This window comes from Georgenia thermotolerans, assembly GCF_009193185.1.
GTDB lineage: Bacteria > Actinomycetota > Actinomycetes > Actinomycetales > Actinomycetaceae > Georgenia > Georgenia thermotolerans.
The window spans coordinates 1-16,176 of the sequence record NZ_VUKF01000037.1 but is presented as its reverse complement, the minus strand read 5'-3'; the positions used below and the strand labels follow the sequence as shown (position 1 = coordinate 16,176).

Here is a 16,176-nt window from a genome sequence, read left to right as displayed (position 1 = left end):
CGTGACTGACGTTGACGCCGCCCGGAACCCGCTCGACGCCCACCGCCCCGACGGCGACGCACCCACGACGGTGGTCTTCGACCTCGGGGGAGTCGTCGTCGGCTGGGATCCCTACATGGCCCTCGCCGACCGCCTCGATCGGTCTGCCTGGGCCGAGTTCGCGGAGGCCATCGACTTCCCCGGCGTCAACCTTGCGATGGACGGCGGCCTGAGCCACGCGGCGGCGCGCGAGCGCGTGGCCGCGAGCCACCCCGAGCACGCCGCGACCTTCGCCCGCTACTGCGAGAACTTCGCCGGCAGCCTGACCGGACCCGTGCCCGGCACCGCGGAGATCATCGACGAGCTCGCCGCCGCCCGCGTGCCGCTCCTGGGGCTGACCAACTGGTCGGCGGAGACGTTCGTGCACGCCCGCCCGGCCGCTCCGGCGATCGGCCGCCTGGACAGCGTCGTCGTCTCGGGTGAGGAGGGAGTGGTCAAGCCGGACCCAGCGATCTTCGAGATCCTCATCGCCCGGTACGCCCTCGACCCCGCCCGCACGGTCTTCATCGACGACTCACCGGCCAACGTGCGCGGCGCGGAGGCCGTCGGCATCGCCGCCCTGCGGTTCACCGGCGCCGACCGGCTCCGGGAGGACCTGCGCAGCCTCGGCCTGCCGCTCCGCCGCGTCGCGCGCGTGGGCAGCGGCCGCCCGTAGTCGCACTCGGGGCCAGGCTCAGCTGGTGGGCGCGACCCGCGCGGGTGGCTTCGTGCGCGGGCGGGTGGCCCCGTGCGCGGGCGGGTCCGGCGCCCCGGAGGCGGAGGGGCCGGTCGCCGTCCCGGCCGGACCAGAGCCGACGCATAGACTCGGTCACCATGCGTCTGCTGTTCGCCGGCACCCCCGAGGTGGCGCTGCCCTCCCTGCGTACCCTGCTCGCCTCCGACCACGAGGTCGTGGCGGTGCTCACGCGCCCCGACACCCGCAAGGGCCGGGGCCGGACCCTCGCCGCCAGCCCGGTCGCCGACCTCGCCCGGGCGGAGGGCATTCCCGTGCTGACGCCGCGGTCCCTGCGCGACGACGGCGTGGCCGAGCAGATCGCCGGCCTCGCCATCGACGCCGCCCCGATCGTCGCCTACGGCGGCCTCGTGCCCGCCGACCTGCTCGCCGTCCCCCGGCACGGGTGGGTCAACCTGCACTTCTCCCTGCTGCCGGCGTGGCGCGGCGCCGCGCCGGTCCAGCGCGCGCTGATCGCCGGCGACGAGGTCACCGGGGCCAGCGTCTTCCAGCTCGAGGCCGGCCTGGACACCGGCCCGGTCTACGGCACCCTCACCGAGACGGTGCGCCCGCGCGACACCGCGGGTGACCTGCTCGGCCGCCTCGCCGACTCCGGCGCGCAGCTGCTGCTCCAGGTGCTCGACGCCATCGCCGACGGCTCGGCCCGGCCCCAGGCACAGCCCGCCGACGGCGTCAGCCTCGCCCCCAAGCTCGAGGTGGAGGACGCCCACGTGCGCTGGGCGGACCCGGCGCTGGCGGTGGACCGGCTCGTCCGCGGCTGCACCCCCGCCCCGGGGGCGTGGACGACGACGCCGACGGGCGCCCGGCTCAAGCTCCGGCCGGTGACGTCGCGGCCGGAGGTGGTCGACCTGCAACCCGGCGAGATCCGGGCCGGCAAGCACGAGGTGCTCGTCGGGACCGGCTCCCACGCCGTCGCTCTCGGCGAGGTGGCCCCCGCGGGCAAGAGCTGGATGCCGGCCGAGGCCTGGGCGCGCGGCGCCCACCCGGCTCCCGGCGCGCGGCTGGGGCAGGCGGAATGAGCGAGCGTCGCCCCGACGGGGGACAGCGCCGCGACGGCGGCTCCGACCGTGGCGGGCAGCGCCGCGAGCGGAGCGCCGACGGCGGCGGCCAGCGTCGAGAGCCGGGCTCCGACGGCGGGCAGCGCCGCGATGGCACTGCCGGCGGGCGCCGGGACGCCCGGTCCGCCGGCGGCCCGCGCCAGCCGCGGCCGGCGACCGGCAGCACCGGCCGTGCTCCGCGCCGCCGCGGCCCGGACGCGGCTCGTCAGGCCGCCTTCGACGTCCTGCGCCAGGTCGCCGAGTCCGATGCCTACGCCAACCTGGTCCTGCCGGGGTTGCTGCGCGAGCGCGGCATCAGCGGGCGGGACGCCGCCTTCGCCACTGAGCTCGCCTACGGGACGCTGCGCCTGCGCGGCCGCTACGACGCCGTGCTCGCGCTGTGCACCAACGGCCGCCCGCTGGAGAGCCTCGACGCCCCGGTGCTCGACGTGCTCCGGCTCGGCGCCCACCAGATCCTCGGCATGCGGGTCCCGAGCCATGCCGCCGTCTCCGAGAGCGTCGCCCTCGCCCGGGCGGTGACGGGTCCCGGCCCGGCGGGCCTGGTCAACGCCGTGCTGCGTGCGGTGGCCCGGCGCCCCCTCGAGGAGTGGCTTGAGGCGATCGGCGACGCCGCCGACCCGCGCGGAGCGGACGCGGTTGCGCGGCTGGCCGCCACCGAGTCGCACCCGGCGTGGATCGCCCGGGCGCTGCGCCAGTCCTTGGTCGCCAACGGCCGCCCGGCCGACGAGCTCGGCGAGCTCCTCGCGGCCGACAACACCGCTCCGCACGTCACGCTCGTCGCCCGCCCGGGCCTCGTGAGCGTCGACGAGCTCGTCGCCGAGACGGAGCGGCACACCGGCACGGCGCCGCGTGCCGGGCGCTGGTCCCCGTGCGCGCTGGTCCTTCGCGGAGGGGACCCGGCCGACCTGCCCGCCGTGCGGGCGGCCGCCGCCGGCGCCCAGGACGAGGGGTCCCAGCTCGTCGCTCTGGCCCTGGCGGCCGCGCCCCTGGGCGCTGCCCCGGACGGCGAGGGTGCCCCGGCCGACGCGTCCTGGCTCGACCTCTGTGCCGGCCCGGGAGGCAAGGCGGCCCTCCTCGGCGCGCTCGCCCACGAGCGCGGTGCCCACCTGCTGGCCAACGAGGTGGCCCCGCACCGAGCCCGGCTGGTCCGCCGGTCGGTGGCGGCGGTGCCCCGTGGCACCGTCGAGGTACGCACCGGCGACGGCCGGGACCTCGGCACCGACCATCCGGGCCGGTTCGACCGCGTCATGGTGGACGCCCCGTGCACCGGGCTCGGGGCGCTGCGCCGTCGCCCGGAGTCCCGCTGGCGGCGCACCCCCGAGGATCTGGCCGGGCTCGGCAACCTGCAGCGCGACCTGCTCAGCTCCGCGCTCGACGCCACGCGCACCGGGGGAGTGGTCGCATACGTGACCTGCTCCCCCCACGTGGCCGAGACGCACGTCGTCGTGGAGGACGTGGTCCGCCGCCGCGACGACATCGAGGTCCTCGACGCCACGACAACGATGCAGTCGGTGACGGCCACGCCCCTGCCGGGGCTCGGCGACGGGCCCTACGTCCAGCTCTGGCCCCACCTGCACGGCACCGACGCGATGTTCCTCGCGCTGCTCCGCAAGACCCGCTGAGGCCCGAGGCTCCCAGCTGCCCCACGGTCCGAGTGCCCAGATGGCGCATCGGCATCGGCATCGGCCAAGGCATGGCGCACCCGGTGTCGACGGCGGCACTGCTCGGCGTACCCGCTGCCAACTTGCGCAGCCCCGTGACCGTCAGGTCACAGGGGCCGCACTTCGGTGATAGGGCGGTCGGCGTCGGTCGTGGGTCGGTCGACTCTGTGAAGGGGCGGATGTCAGAACGGTGGCGAGGCGCTCTGGTCCGGTGGGATCCCGATGTCCCACAGCCTCGGCGGGTCGCCGGAGGTTGGCACGGGCGGTGAGAGAGCTCGCCCGTCGAAGTTCGTGGTCGGCGACGGACCCGGCGGCGCCGCCGGTAACGTGCCGGACCTGAGCGGTCCGCCACCCGGCAGGTTGTCTCCCGTGCCACCCTCCGATGCGGTGGCCATTGCGGGCACGGGCTGCACTGTGGTGGTTGCTCCGGTGCCAGGCGTGCCGCGCCGGGTTTGATCGAGATCCGGTGGCCAGGAGGCGATGAGGGCGTCATGGCACGTGGTGCGAGCCGGCGGACTGTGGCGCCGCCTGCGAGGCGAAGGCGGACCACGTCCGCGCCACCGAAGGGGAAGGCGCGCCACGGCCGGGCGCCGTCGCGCGCCGGAGCAGGTGAACGACGTCCGGTTACCCTGGCCCGGTGAGCATCGTCATCTCGCCCAGCATCCTCAACTCCGACTTCTCCGACCTGCGTGGCGAGCTCGCCAAGATCGCCGGCGCGGACTACGCCCACGTGGACGTGATGGACAACCACTTCGTCCCGAACCTCACGATGGGGCTGCCGGTGGTGGAGGGCATCCTCAAGGTCACCCCGATCCCCGTCGACGCCCACCTCATGATCGAGGACCCGGACCGATGGGCGCCGGCCTACGCCGAGGCAGGGTGCGCTTCCGTCACGTTCCACGCCGAGGCCGCCACCGCTCCGGTCAAGCTCGCGCGCGAGCTGCGGGCCAAGGGGGCACGCGCCGGCATCGCGCTGCGGCCAGCGACCCCGATCGAGCCCTTCCTGGACCTGCTGCCCGAGTTCGACATGATCCTCGTGATGACCGTCGAGCCCGGCTTCGGCGGTCAGGCCTTCATCGACGGCACGCTCCCGAAGATCGCCCGCACCCGGGAGGCGATCTCGGCGGCGAACCTCGACGTGTGGGTCCAGGTCGACGGCGGGGTGTCCCGCGGGACGATCGAGCGCGCCGCGGAGGCGGGTGCCAACGTGTTCGTGGCCGGGTCGGCGGTGTACAAGGCCGAGGACGCCGACGCCGAGGTCGCCGCGCTGCGGCAGCTGGCGCAGGAGGCGCACAAGCACTGACCGCCCCGGCGGATCGCCGCGTCTGTGCCTCGCCCCGGCCCTGCCTCGCAGGGCCGGGGCGAGGGCATTCGTGACGACGTCGCGAGGGCACTGTTCACGGCGTCGCGAGGACGCCGCGACGGCATCGCGCAGGGCCCGTGCGGGTCCGTTTCTTGATCTGGCGATCAAGAGGTCACCATCGGTTCGTCAAAATGCGGCCCACATCACAGACCGTCGGGCTCACCCACGTCTTCCGGTCGATGCCCGCACCGGGAGATCCGCGCCAGGATGCCGCTCCCGTGGGGCGCCGCCCGTGGTGCACGACTCAGCAACGCTTCAGCACTGTCGCTGGCGCCTTTAGCAGTGCTGAACCCTGCCTTCACGTCGGCTGGTGCCGCCGTCGTGGACGGGATACCTTCAGCGGCGCCCTCACCCCCGACAGGATGGTTGCTGCAGTGTCTGACCAGGCGTTCCACCTCATCGCGGTGCTTGTCTACCTCGTAGGCATGCTGGCGATCGGCTGGTACTTCTTCGCCCGGACCAAGGATCTCTCGGACTACATGCTCGGCGGCCGAGGCCTGCCACCCTCGGTCGCCGCGCTGAGCGCGGGCGCCTCCGACATGTCCGGTTGGCTTCTCATGGGTCTCCCCGGCGCGATCTACGCCGCTGGCCTAGTCAAGGGCTGGATCGCCGTCGGCCTCACGGTGGGCGCATGGGTCAACTGGAAGATCGTCGCGCCGCGGCTGCGGAGCTACTCCCAGGTGTCGACCGACTCCATCACCATCCCGAGCTTCCTCGAGAGCCGCCTGCGCGACCGGACGCGCGCGATCCGCGTCGTCTCCGGCCTGATCATCCTGGTCTTCTTCACGTTCTACGTCTCCGCCGGCATGGTCTCCGGCGGGGTGTTCATGGCGAGCTCGTTCGGCGCCGACTACCGCGGCGGCATGATCCTCATTGCGGCCGTGACGATCCTGTACACCCTGTTCGGCGGGTTCCTGGCCGTCAGCTACACCGACTTCGTCCAGGGCGTGATGATGTTCCTGGCGCTCCTGGCCGTGCCAGTCGTTGGGCTCTTCGCCGCCGGCGGCCCGGGCGAGGTCGCCGCCACCGTCCGGGAGATCGACCCGGGCATGCTCTCCATGGTGGGGGAGGGCGTCACCGTCCTCACCGTCGTCTCCGCGCTGGCCTGGGGGCTGGGCTACTTCGGGCAGCCGCACATCATCGTGCGGTTCATGGCACTGCGCACCCCGCGGGAGGCCACGGCCGGACGCCGCATCGCCATGGGCTGGATGGCCCTGTCGGTCGGCGGCGCGATCGTCACGGCGCTCGTCGGCGCCGCGTACTTCCGCCAGCACCCCGAGCTCAGCCTCGCCGACCCCGAGACCGTCTTCCTCGTGCTCGGCCAGCTCCTGTTCCACCCGCTGATCGCCGGGTTCATCCTCGCCGCTGTGCTGGCCGCGATCATGAGCACCGTCTCCTCCCAGCTGCTCGTCACCGCGTCGGCGCTGGTGGAGGACCTGTACTCGATGATCACCCGGCGCACTGTGTCGGACCGTCAGCAGGTGCTGCTCGGCCGGGCCGGCGTGCTGCTCATCGCCGTCATCGCGGGCGCCATGGCCTGGACCCAGAACGACACCATCCTCGGCCTCGTGTCCTTTGCCTGGGCGGGCTTCGGCGCCGCCTTTGGCCCGACCATCCTGCTGGCGCTGTACTGGCGCCGCCTGACCACGGCCGGCGCGCTGGCCGGGATGATCGCGGGCGCGGTCACGGTTCCCGTCTGGGTCAACCTCCACGGTGGCATCTTCGACGTCTACGAAATCCTGCCTGGCTTCGCCCTCAACCTTCTCGTGGCCGTGGTCGTATCGCTCCGCACGCACCACCACGACGCCGAGATCGCCGCGGAGTTCGACGAGCACGTCGCCGCCGCGCGGGGTGAGGAGCCGGCCACCGTCACCGCCTGAGGCGGGCGGCCACCGTCAGGGCCCGTGGTGCCCGGCAGCGGCCGGGGCACCACGGGCCTCGGAGGTGCGTGGCCCTCGGCGGCTCAGCCGTGCGCGGGCCCGCCGATGGGCCGGTCCTCGCCGGCACGCAGGCCGCTCACGCCCAGGCCGATCGCAAGCCCGACAAGGATCGTCAGCGGCACCACCCAGCTGTCCGTGGCGCTGTGCGCCCACCCGATGACGATCGGGCCGAGCGCGGCGAGCGCGTACCCGGCGCCCTGCACCATCGCAGAGACGGACCGGCCGTAGTCGGCGTCCACCGGCCGCTCCGCCACGAGGGTGAGGCCGAGGCCGATGCCCGCGCCTTGCGCGATGCCGCCCACGAGGACCCACGGCAGCCACAGGTGGGGGAGGACCAGGACCCCGACGAGCAGCACCAGCCAGCCGATGGCGATGACGACGCCGACCCGGCGGGCGTCGGTGAACCAGCGGATCATGGCGGGCACCGCCAGCGTCCCGGCGATGCCGAGCAGGTGGAAGAGGGATACGGCGGTGCCCCCGGTGGCCGCGCTCGTCGACGCCGACTGCACCAGCAGCGGCGGCAGCCACGCGCTGACGCTGTAGAAGAGGGTCGCCTGCAGCCCGAAGAACGCGGCGAGCCACCAGGCGCTGGCCTGGGTCCACGCGGAGGGGCGGTGGGCCGACGACGACGCGGGCCCGGTCCCCGCGGCGGGCGCCGGCGGCGTGCCCCTTGGGACGGGGGGCTGGGCCCGGGCGCGGGTGCGCCGGCTGCGCATGTGCACCAGCCACACCACCAGCGCGACGGCGACGAGGACCGCCAGCGACGCCGTCGCCCCGCGCCAGCCGATCTGGGCGGCCATGGGGACCGCCACCGCGGCGGCGAGGGCCCCGCCGACGCCGTACGAGCTGGTCGAGGCGGCCATGATGCTCTTGACGTGCCGGCCGCCGTCCCGGCGGACGAGCACGGGGACCAGCACGTTGCCCACCGTGATCGCGGCACCCACGACCACCGTGCCGGTCAGCAGCGGGGCCAGCCCGTCCCACGGCCGCAGGGCGATCGCGGCCCCGAGCAGCAGGAGGGCCACCAGCAGCGTGCGCTCCAGGCCGAAGCGGCGCGCGAGCAGCGCCACGAACGGTGAGCCGACCGCGAAGCACACCAGAGGTAGCGACGTGATCAGCCCCGCCGTCGTCGCGGTCAGGCCCAGGTCGGCGCTGATCTCGTCGATGAGGGGCGGGATGCCGACGATCGGGCCGCGCAGGTTGAGCCCGATGAGCACGGTCGCGACGACGAGCAACCCGAGCCCGGCGGGGGCGGGAGCGGATGGCCCGGGCCCGGCGGGGGCGGGAGCGGATGGCCCGGGCCCGGCGGGGGCGGATGGCCCGGCCCCGGCGGGGGCGCCGGGTCCGGGCACGCCCTCGGGTGCCGTGCCGCGCCCGGCGGCGCCCGCCGCCTCGCCCCCTCCGCCGCCGGGCCGGGTCACCGCAGCGCCGACAGGTCGTCGGAGATGGCCGCGGCGGTGGCGAGCAGGTGCGGGAGCAGGTCGCTGACCAGCGCCGAGGCCGGTCCGCGCCGGGCCGCCGTCGACATGTTGCAGGCCGCCACCACGCGACCCGAGCGGTCCCGGATCGGGGCCGCGATCGAGCGCAGCCCCTCCTCGAGCTCCTCGTCCACCAGCGCCCAGCCCTGGGAGCGCACCCGGGCCAGCTCGGCGAGGAGGTCCTCGCGGTCGATGAGCGTGTAGCGCGTCAGCGGGCGCATCTCGCCGAGGTGGGCGTCCACCTCATCCTCGGGCAGCCCGGCGAGCAGCACCCGCCCCATCGAGGTCGCGTAGGCCGGCAGCCGGGCGCCGACGCCGAGGTCGACGCTCATGATCCGGTTGCTCGCCACCCGCGCGACGTACACCACCTCCGTGCCGTCGAGCACCGACACCGACACGGACTCCCCGACCTCGGCGGCCAGGCGCTGCAGGTGCATCCGGCACAGCTCCGGCAGGGAGATGGAGGACAGGTACGCATACCCCAGCTCCAGCACCCGCGGCCGCAGGCTGAACAGGCGCCCGTCGGCCTCGACGTAGCCGATCTCCACCAGCGTGTGCAGGAACCGCCGCGCGGCCGCCCGGGTGAGCCCGGTGCGCCGGGCCACGTCGCTCAGCGTCAGCTGGGCGTGCTCGGCGTCGAACGCCCGGATGACCGCCAGGCCCCGGTCGAGGGACTGGACGTACCCGGTCGAGCGCTCGGGCGTCTCGTCGGCCGCGTCGTCGGGGCTGGCCTGCAGGCGCCGGGCCGTCATGTTCATCGTCATCCCACGTAGTTCTCTGACAGTGCGGTCGCGTGCGCCCGCGAGGTGGCGACGCTGCGCAGCTGCGCGGTCTGGACCCGCCGGTCGAACGGGGTGTCGCCGTCGAACCGGTGCAGCATGGTCGTCATCCACCAGGAGAAGTACTCCGCCCGCCACACCGCCCGCAGGGCGTCGTCGGTGTACCGCCGCAGCGCCTCCTCGTTGCCGGTGCGGACCTGCTCGGTCAGCGCCCGGGCCAGGAGGTCGACGTCACGGATGGCCAGGTTCATGCCCTTGGCGCCGGTGGGGGGCACCGTGTGGGCGGCGTCGCCGGCCAGGAACAGCCGCCCGCGCTGCATCGGCTCGCCGACATAGCTGCGCAGCGGCGCGATGGACCGCTCGAAGATCTCCCCCTGGGTCGGCTCCCACGGCTCGCCGTCGAGGCTGAACCGCAGCGCGAGCTCCTCCCAGATCCGGTCGTCCGGCCAGTCCTCCAGCCGGTCGGTGGACGGCACCTGGAGGTACAGCCGGGTCACCGACTCCGAGCGCATCGAGTACAGCGCGAACCCGCGGGCGTGGTTGGCGTAGATGAGCTCGTGGATGCGCGGGGCGGCGTGGGCGAGGATGCCCAGCCACCCGAACGGGTAGACCTTCTCGAACGGGGTGACGGCCTCGCCCAGCGCCGGGCGCCCGGCCCCGTGGGCGCCGTCGCAGGCGACGACGAAGTCCGCGACGATCCGGTGCTCGACGCCGTCGACGGTGTAGGTCACCGACGGCTCGGCCGAGTCGATGTCGTGGATCGCCGCCGGCCCGCACGCGAACCGCACGTCCCCGCCGTCGGCCAGGCGCCGCTCGGCCAGGTCGTGGACCACCTCCTGCTGGCCGTAGACGGTGATGTGCCGCCCGGTCAGCTCCGTCATGGGGATCCGGTGGCCCACGCCGTCGAAGCGCAGCTCGATGCCCTCGTGCACCAGGCCCTCGCGGTCCATCCGCTCCCCGACGCCGGCCCGGCGCAGGATGTCGGCCGCGCCGTGCTCGATGACGCCGGCGCGCACCCGCGCCTGGACGTACTCCCGGTCGCGGGACTCGACGAGGATGGTGCCGATGCCCTCCTGGTGCAGCAGGTGGCTGAGCAGCAGCCCGGCGGGGCCGGCGCCGACGATTACCACCTGCGTCCGCTCGTCGATCATCAGAGCCCCGCGTTCACCCACGGGCCGTCGCCGGCGGTGGGGGGCAGGTCCCGGCCGCCCGTCACCGCCGGTGCCACGGCGTCCTCGGGCCGGTAGCCGCGCTTGGCCTTCTGGACAAGGTCGTAGACGTGGGCGCGCAGGCGGGCGAACTCGGGGTCGTTGCGGGTGGTGAGCTGGTCGCGGGTGTCGGGGAGGTTGACGGCGACGTCCTCGAGGATGACGGTCGGGCGCCCAGAGAGGACGAGGACGCGCTGGCCGAGGTAGATGGACTCGTCGATGTCGTGGGTGACGAACAGGACGGTGACCCCGAGGCGGTGCCACAGGGCCCGGACGAGGTCCTCGAGGTCGGCGCGGGTCTGGGCGTCGACGGCGGCGAAGGGCTCGTCCATGAGGAGGATGTGCGGCTCGTAGGCGACCGCGCGGGCGATGGCCACGCGCTGCTGCATGCCGCCGCTCAGCTGCCAGGGGTAGGACCTGGGCACGTCGGCCAGGCCGACGGCCTCCAGGGCGTTGTCGACCAGGCGGCGGCGCTCGGCCTTGCCGATGCCCTTCTCCTTCAGCGGCAGCTCGACGTTCTGCTCGACGGTGAGCCAGGGGAAGAGGGAGCGGGCGTACTCCTGGAAGACCACGGCCATGCCCTTGGGCGGGCCGGAGACCTTCTGCCCCTCCAGGGAGACGGTGCCCGAGGTGGGCGGGAGCAGGCCGGAGATGCAGCGCAGCAGGGTGGTCTTGCCGGCGCCGGAGGGGCCGACGATGCAGACCATCTCCCCGGCGCGGACCTGGAAGGTCAGGTCGCGGATGGCCTCGGTGGAGCCGGTGGCGGACTCGTAGACCTTCTTCAGGCCGGCGACGTCGAGCATGGTCGACCCGGGGGCGGGCCGGTTGGTGGGGGTGGCGGTGGACATCAGTTGCCTCCTCGCTGGGACTGGCGCAGGCCCGTGTACCAGGCCAGCACGGGGCGCTCGATGGCGCGGAAGATCAGGGACAGGATCACGCCGACGAGGCCGAGCAGGATGATGCCGGTCCACATCTCGGGGATCGCGAAGGACCGCTGGAACTGCACGATGGTGAAGCCGAGGCCGTTGGACGCGGCGAACATCTCGGAGATGACCATGAGGATGATCGCGATGGACAGCGCCTGGCGGGCGCCGGTGACGATCTGCGGGGAGGCCCCGCGCAGCACCAGGGTGCGCAGCTTGGTGGCCGGGCGCAGCCGGTAGACGGATGAGGTGTCGCGCAGGACGTCGTCGACGCCGCGGACCCCCTCGACGGTGTTGAGCAGGATCGGCCACACCGCCCCGGTGGCGATGACGAAGACCTTCATGGTGGTGAAGATGCCCAGGAACAGCATGATGATCGGGATCATCACCGGCGGCGGGATCGCCCGGAAGAACTCCAGCGCCGGCTCGGCGAAGGCCCGCAGCCGCGGGGACAGGCCGATCGCGGTGCCCACCCCGACACCCAGGACCAGGGCGATGAGGTAGCCGATGACCAGGCGGTACAGGGACGGGAGCACCTCGGCGGTGATCCGCCCCTCGAACCAGGTGGTCGGGAAGGTGGCCAGGATCTCCTGCAGCGGCGGGAAGAAGAAGCTCTCGGAGCCGGCCGAGGCCACCCACCAGATGGCGAGCAGGATGATCGGCAGGCCGACGGCCATGAGGAACCGGCGCAGCAGGGAGCCGCCGCGGCGGCGGCGCGGGGCGGTGGTGGCGGCCGGCGCGGTCGTGGTCGCGGGGGTGGCGGTCATGAGGCGGTCTCCCGACGGACGGAGGGGTGCCAGCGCAGGATGCGCCGCTCGACGAGGCGGGCGAAGAGGTTCACCGCGACCCCGAGCAGGCCGGTGACGATGACCAGGGCGTACATCGAGGCCACCGCGCCGGACTGCTGGGCCACGGCGAGCAGCTTGCCCAGGCCCGGGGTGCCGATGATCAGCTCGCCGGTGATGGTCAGGATCAGCGCCACGGTCGCGGCCAGGCGGAAGCCGGTGACGACGTAGGGCAGCGCGGTCGGCCAGGTCACCGTGCGCGCCTGGGTCAGGGTGCGGAACCGGTAGGAGCGGGCGGTGTCCCGGGCGACCGGGTCGACGTCCTGGACGCCGTAGAGCACCTGGACCAGCACCTGCCAGAACGAGGCGTAGACGACCAGCAGCAGCGTGGCCTGCATGCCGGTGCCGTAGAGCAGCACCGCCAGCGGGATCAGCGCCACCGACGGGATCGGGCGGAGGAACTCGATCGTCGAGGCGGTCGCTTCGCGCAGGAACGGCACCGACCCGATCACGATGCCCACCACCACCCCGGCGACCATGGCGATGGCCAGGCCGATGGCCCACGTGGTCAGGGTCTGGCGGAACGCGGTCCAAAACTCCGGGGTCTGCACCCGCTCGACCAGGGCGGAGAACATCTCCGAGAACGGGGGCAGGAACCGCGGGTCCACCACCCCCAGACGCGGCAGCAGCTCGATGAGCACCACCACCGTGACGATGCCCGCCAGGCCGAGCAGGGCCTTCCCGGCCCGGCGGCGCGGACGCCGCCGGGCGGGAGCCGCCGCCCGGGTTGCGGGACCAGCAGCGGTCACGGCACTCACGGGAGCAGCTCCGAGGTGTCGACCTTCTTGTCGATGACCTTGTACTTGAGGGCCAGGTCGGCCATCTGCTGGAGGCTGTCGGTGTTGTTCTCGCTGGAGAACTTCGGCATGGTCATCGCCTTCTGCACCTCGGGGTCGATCTCGGTGTAGCTGCTGAGGATCGCGCGGGCCTCGTCCGGGTGGGCCTCGGCGTAGTCGAGCGACTCCTTCATCGCGTCGCTGAACGCCTTGGTGGTCTCCGGCTCCTTCTGGGCGTACTGCTTGGTGGTGAAGTACGCCGCGATCTGCATGTTGGGGTCGACCTCGGCGAAGTTCGAGGTGACGACGTGCGCGCCCTGGTTCTTGGCGATGGTGAGGAAGGGCTCGAGCACCCAGGCGGCGTCGACCTGGCCGCTGGAGATGGCGGCGGGCATGTCCGGGAAGCCCATCTCGACGAACTTGATCGTCGAGGGGTCGCCGCCGGCCTTCTCGACGACCTCGCTGACCGTCACGGTGCCGATGTTGTTCAGCGTGTTGACGGCGACGGTCTTGCCGGCCAGGTCGGCCGGGGAGGTGATGCTGGCGTCCTTGGAGACGACGGCGCCGATGTCGGCCTTGGTGTCGCCGGTGGAGAAGTTGCCCGGCGCCACGATCTCCAGTGGCAGCCCCTGGCTCGCCGCGACGATGAGGGAGGTGACGTTGGAGAAGCCGAACTGGTAGTCCCCGCTGACGACGGCGGGCACCACGGCCGCGCCGCCCTGGGCCACCTCGAGGGTGACGTCCAGGCCGTGCTGCTCGAAGATGCCCTTGTCCTTGCCGAGCCAGATCGCGGCCGTGTCGACGATGGGCAGCACCCCGACCTTGACGGGCGTCATCTCGCCCGCGGCGCTGCTGCCGCTCGCGCCGGCGGAGGGGCTGGCGCCGTCGCCGGAGCCGCCGCCGCAGGCGGCGGTGAGCATGAGCGCGCCGGCCACGGCCAGCGTGAGGGGGAGGCGTCGGGTTCTCATGTGTTCGTCCTTCTGTCAGAGGGGAGGGGGAGGCGGGGACGACGGCGGGGCCGCCGTCACGCGAGGGCCGCTCTCGGGCGCGCCCCGCGAGGCGCCGTGCCCGGTGCGCGTGCGGACGGCGTCCGCGTTCGCTGGTGCTGCTCGTCGCTGGGCGGTTCTGCGTGGTGCGGTGTCGGGCTGGTCTACGGTGTCGGGCGTGTGCGTCTCGTCGGTGAAGCGGGCACGTCACGGGCCGGGGGTGCTGACCCGTCGATCGGGGGCCTGCGTCGACGGTGCTGCAGGACCCGGCCGATCGTCGTCGATCCGGTGTTCTCATGTGGAACTGTGGTTCGCATGCAGAACCTAAGAGGGACCTAGGTCACACGTCAAGCACGGCGTGGTCCGTTATGGAACTGTTGCCGCACCGCCCGTGCGGCGACCCGTCGGACCACCCGTGCGCTGACCAGTCCGACCGCCCGTGCGCTCTCCGGTCGCACGGTGCGCGCCCGGACCCGGCTCCCGCGGCCCCGGGCGGTGTCGTTGACGCCCCGGACGGCGCGGGGTTACGGTCCGAGCGGCGCGGGGGAGGCCGACGGCGAGACCCTCCCACGCCCACCGCGGCGCGGACCGGGAGCCGCCGCCCAGGTCCGCCGCGGCGCGGGACGGGAGGGCGCGATGGACGGACTCCAGGACCTCCGCCTGCCGGGGGCGATCACCCGCGGCGGCGTGGCGGTGCCGACGTACCCGCTCCCGCGCGGCGTGCACCCGCCGCTGGACAGCCCCGAGTACCGCTCGACGGCGCTGCGCCACCCCACGCAGCCGCTGGTGCTGCTGCCGCAGCGGCTCACCGAGCTCACCGCACCGGTGTTCGCCGGCGTGACGGTGCACGCCGGCGAGAACGACCTCACCCGCGCGCACGGCGGCCCGGGCGAGCCGCTCGGCCAGCGCATCATCGTCCACGGCCGGGTGCTCGAGGAGGACGGCCGCCCGGTGCCGGGGACCCTGATCGAGATCTGGCAGGCGAACGCCGCCGGGCGCTACGCGCACGCGTGGGACACCTGGCCCGCCCCGCTGGACCCGAACTTCCGGGGCCTCGGCCGCACCCTGACCGACGCGGACGGCCGCTACCGGTTCCTCACCGTCAAGCCCGGCGCCTACCCCTGGAAGAACCACCCCAACGCGTGGCGCCCGGCCCACATCCACTTCTCGCTGCTCGGCCGGGCGTTCACCCAGCGCCTCGTCACGCAGATGTACTTCCCGGACGACCCGCTGTTCTTCCAGGACCCCATCTACAACGCCGTGCGCGACGAGACGGCCCGCCGGCGGATGGTCTCCCGGTTCGACTACCAGGCCACCGAGGAGTACTGGGCGTTGGCGTTCGAGTTCGACATCGTCCTGCGCGGCCCGCGGGCCAGCGTCTTCGAGGAGGCCGACCATGCGTGAGCGCCTCGGCCTGACGCCCTCCCAGACCGTCGGCCCGTACCTCAAGATCGGCCTGGACTGGGGGTATTGGGGCCGCCTGGTGGTCCCCGAGGGCACCCCCGGGGCGTTCTGGATCACCGGGCGCGTCCTCGACGGCGACGGCGAGCCGATCGCCGACGCCATGGTCGAGACCTGGCAGGCGGACCCGGACGGCCGGTTCGACCACCCCGACGACCCTCGCGGGGCCCGGCCGAGCACGATCCCGGGCTTCACCGGCTTCGGCCGCTCCGACACCCGGGAGGAGGGCAACCGCTGGCGGATCCACACCGTCCGGCCGGGCCCGCTGCCCGCCGGCGAGCTCGACGACCCCGCCGGCCCCCGCGAGGCGCCGCACCTCGACGTCAGCGTCTTCGCCCGCGGCATGCTCGACCGCACCGTCACCCGCATCTACTTCCCCGACGAGCCCCTCAACGCCACCGACGCGGTGCTCGCGACGGTCGACCCGGCCCGCCGCCACACGCTCCTCGCCCAGCGCGACGGCACCGGCTACCGCTTCGACATCCGCGTCCAGGGCGAGCGCGAGACGGTCTTCTTCCAGCTCTGACGGCCGGCCGGGGCGGGGCACGCGCCCGGCGGGGTACTATGCCCGCGTAGCAAGCACGTGCTCCGGGGTCGGTGTAAGTCCGAACCGGCGGTGACAGTCCGCGAGCCGCGCACCCTCGGGTGCCGGTTGACCTGGTGGAACTCCAGGACCGACGGTGAAAGTCCGGATGGGAGGAAGCACGCGGCGCGCACCTGGGTGCGTGCCGAGGCTCGGCGACGGCTCCGCCGTCGACCGGCCCGTCGTCCCCGGTCCACGTGAACCGGACCAGGAGGACGCAGATGAGCACGCAGGCCCCCGGCGTGGCGCCCACGGCGCACCGCGCCCCGAGCGCGACGGCCCCGGCCGCCGACGCCGGTCTGCCAACCGCGCCGCCGCCCGCGCGCGCCCACCCCCGCCGCCG

At 73.8% G+C, this 16,176-nt stretch carries 14 protein-coding genes and 1 riboswitch; of the genes, 7 read left to right on the top strand and 7 right to left on the bottom strand.

Annotated features, from left to right (window positions below; genetic code table 11):
• The first annotated feature begins 1 nt into the window (after position 1).
• From GD970_RS15920 to putP, 5 genes are all read left to right on the top strand, one after another.
• Positions 2–694 (top strand): HAD-IA family hydrolase, encoded by a 693-nt coding sequence (locus GD970_RS15920; RefSeq protein WP_226925392.1) that lies wholly within the window; start codon positions 2–4, stop codon positions 692–694.
• A gap of 158 nt (positions 695–852) precedes the next feature.
• Positions 853–1,791: a methionyl-tRNA formyltransferase gene (gene fmt, locus GD970_RS15915; protein ID WP_152203886.1), complete on the top strand. Its 939-nt coding sequence runs from the start codon at positions 853–855 to the stop codon at positions 1,789–1,791.
• Positions 1,788–3,452 (top strand): RsmB/NOP family class I SAM-dependent RNA methyltransferase, encoded by a 1,665-nt coding sequence (locus GD970_RS15910; protein ID WP_152203885.1) that lies wholly within the window; start codon positions 1,788–1,790, stop codon positions 3,450–3,452. The genes fmt and GD970_RS15910 overlap by 4 nt, the downstream gene beginning before the upstream one ends.
• Positions 3,453–4,128: 676 nt before the next feature.
• The gene (rpe, locus tag GD970_RS15905; RefSeq protein WP_152203884.1) at positions 4,129–4,794 is read left to right on the top strand and encodes a ribulose-phosphate 3-epimerase; all 666 of its coding nucleotides are present in this window, start codon (positions 4,129–4,131) and stop codon (positions 4,792–4,794) included.
• A 434-nt stretch (positions 4,795–5,228) separates the two neighbouring features.
• Positions 5,229–6,734: a sodium/proline symporter PutP gene (gene putP, locus GD970_RS15900; protein ID WP_152203883.1), complete on the top strand. Its 1,506-nt coding sequence runs from the start codon at positions 5,229–5,231 to the stop codon at positions 6,732–6,734.
• Between the two features lie 83 nt (positions 6,735–6,817).
• On the opposite strand, the gene GD970_RS15895 is transcribed toward putP, so the two are convergent.
• The 7 genes from GD970_RS15895 to GD970_RS15860 form a co-directional block, all read right to left on the bottom strand.
• The gene (locus tag GD970_RS15895; RefSeq protein ID WP_152203882.1) at positions 6,818–8,029 is read right to left on the bottom strand and encodes an MFS transporter; all 1,212 of its coding nucleotides are present in this window, start codon (positions 8,027–8,029) and stop codon (positions 6,818–6,820) included.
• Positions 8,030–8,211: 182 nt separating this feature from the next.
• On the bottom strand, positions 8,212–9,030 hold the full coding sequence (locus tag GD970_RS15885; RefSeq protein ID WP_226925397.1) for an IclR family transcriptional regulator domain-containing protein: 819 nt from the start codon (positions 9,028–9,030) through the stop codon (positions 8,212–8,214).
• A gap of 2 nt (positions 9,031–9,032) precedes the next feature.
• Entirely contained in the window at positions 9,033–10,202 is a 1,170-nt protein-coding gene (locus tag GD970_RS15880) for a 4-hydroxybenzoate 3-monooxygenase (RefSeq protein WP_152203881.1), read from the bottom strand.
• Positions 10,202–11,107 (bottom strand): ABC transporter ATP-binding protein, encoded by a 906-nt coding sequence (locus GD970_RS15875; RefSeq protein WP_226925391.1) that lies wholly within the window; start codon positions 11,105–11,107, stop codon positions 10,202–10,204. The genes GD970_RS15880 and GD970_RS15875 overlap by 1 nt, the downstream gene beginning before the upstream one ends.
• A complete protein-coding gene (locus GD970_RS15870; RefSeq protein ID WP_152203880.1) occupies positions 11,107–11,949 on the bottom strand; it encodes an ABC transporter permease in 843 nt (280 codons plus the stop codon). The genes GD970_RS15875 and GD970_RS15870 overlap by 1 nt, the downstream gene beginning before the upstream one ends.
• Complete coding sequence (locus GD970_RS15865) at positions 11,946–12,776, bottom strand: ABC transporter permease (protein ID WP_193314967.1); 831 nt, start codon at positions 12,774–12,776, stop codon at positions 11,946–11,948. The genes GD970_RS15870 and GD970_RS15865 overlap by 4 nt, the downstream gene beginning before the upstream one ends.
• A gap of 5 nt (positions 12,777–12,781) precedes the next feature.
• Positions 12,782–13,771, bottom strand: a complete 990-nt coding sequence (locus GD970_RS15860) for an ABC transporter substrate-binding protein (RefSeq protein WP_152203878.1) — start codon at positions 13,769–13,771, stop codon at positions 12,782–12,784.
• Between the two features lie 654 nt (positions 13,772–14,425).
• Between GD970_RS15860 and pcaH the strand changes: the two genes are divergently transcribed.
• Both pcaH and pcaG read left to right on the top strand, forming a co-directional pair.
• A complete protein-coding gene (pcaH, locus tag GD970_RS15855; protein WP_152203877.1) occupies positions 14,426–15,193 on the top strand; it encodes a protocatechuate 3,4-dioxygenase subunit beta in 768 nt (255 codons plus the stop codon).
• Positions 15,186–15,776, top strand: coding sequence for a protocatechuate 3,4-dioxygenase subunit alpha (pcaG, locus tag GD970_RS15850; RefSeq protein ID WP_152203876.1), 591 nt, complete (start codon positions 15,186–15,188; stop codon positions 15,774–15,776). Before pcaH ends, pcaG begins: the two co-directional genes overlap by 8 nt.
• A 54-nt stretch (positions 15,777–15,830) precedes the next feature.
• Positions 15,831–15,959, top strand: a riboswitch (FMN riboswitch).
• The last annotated feature ends 217 nt before the right edge of the window (positions 15,960–16,176 follow it).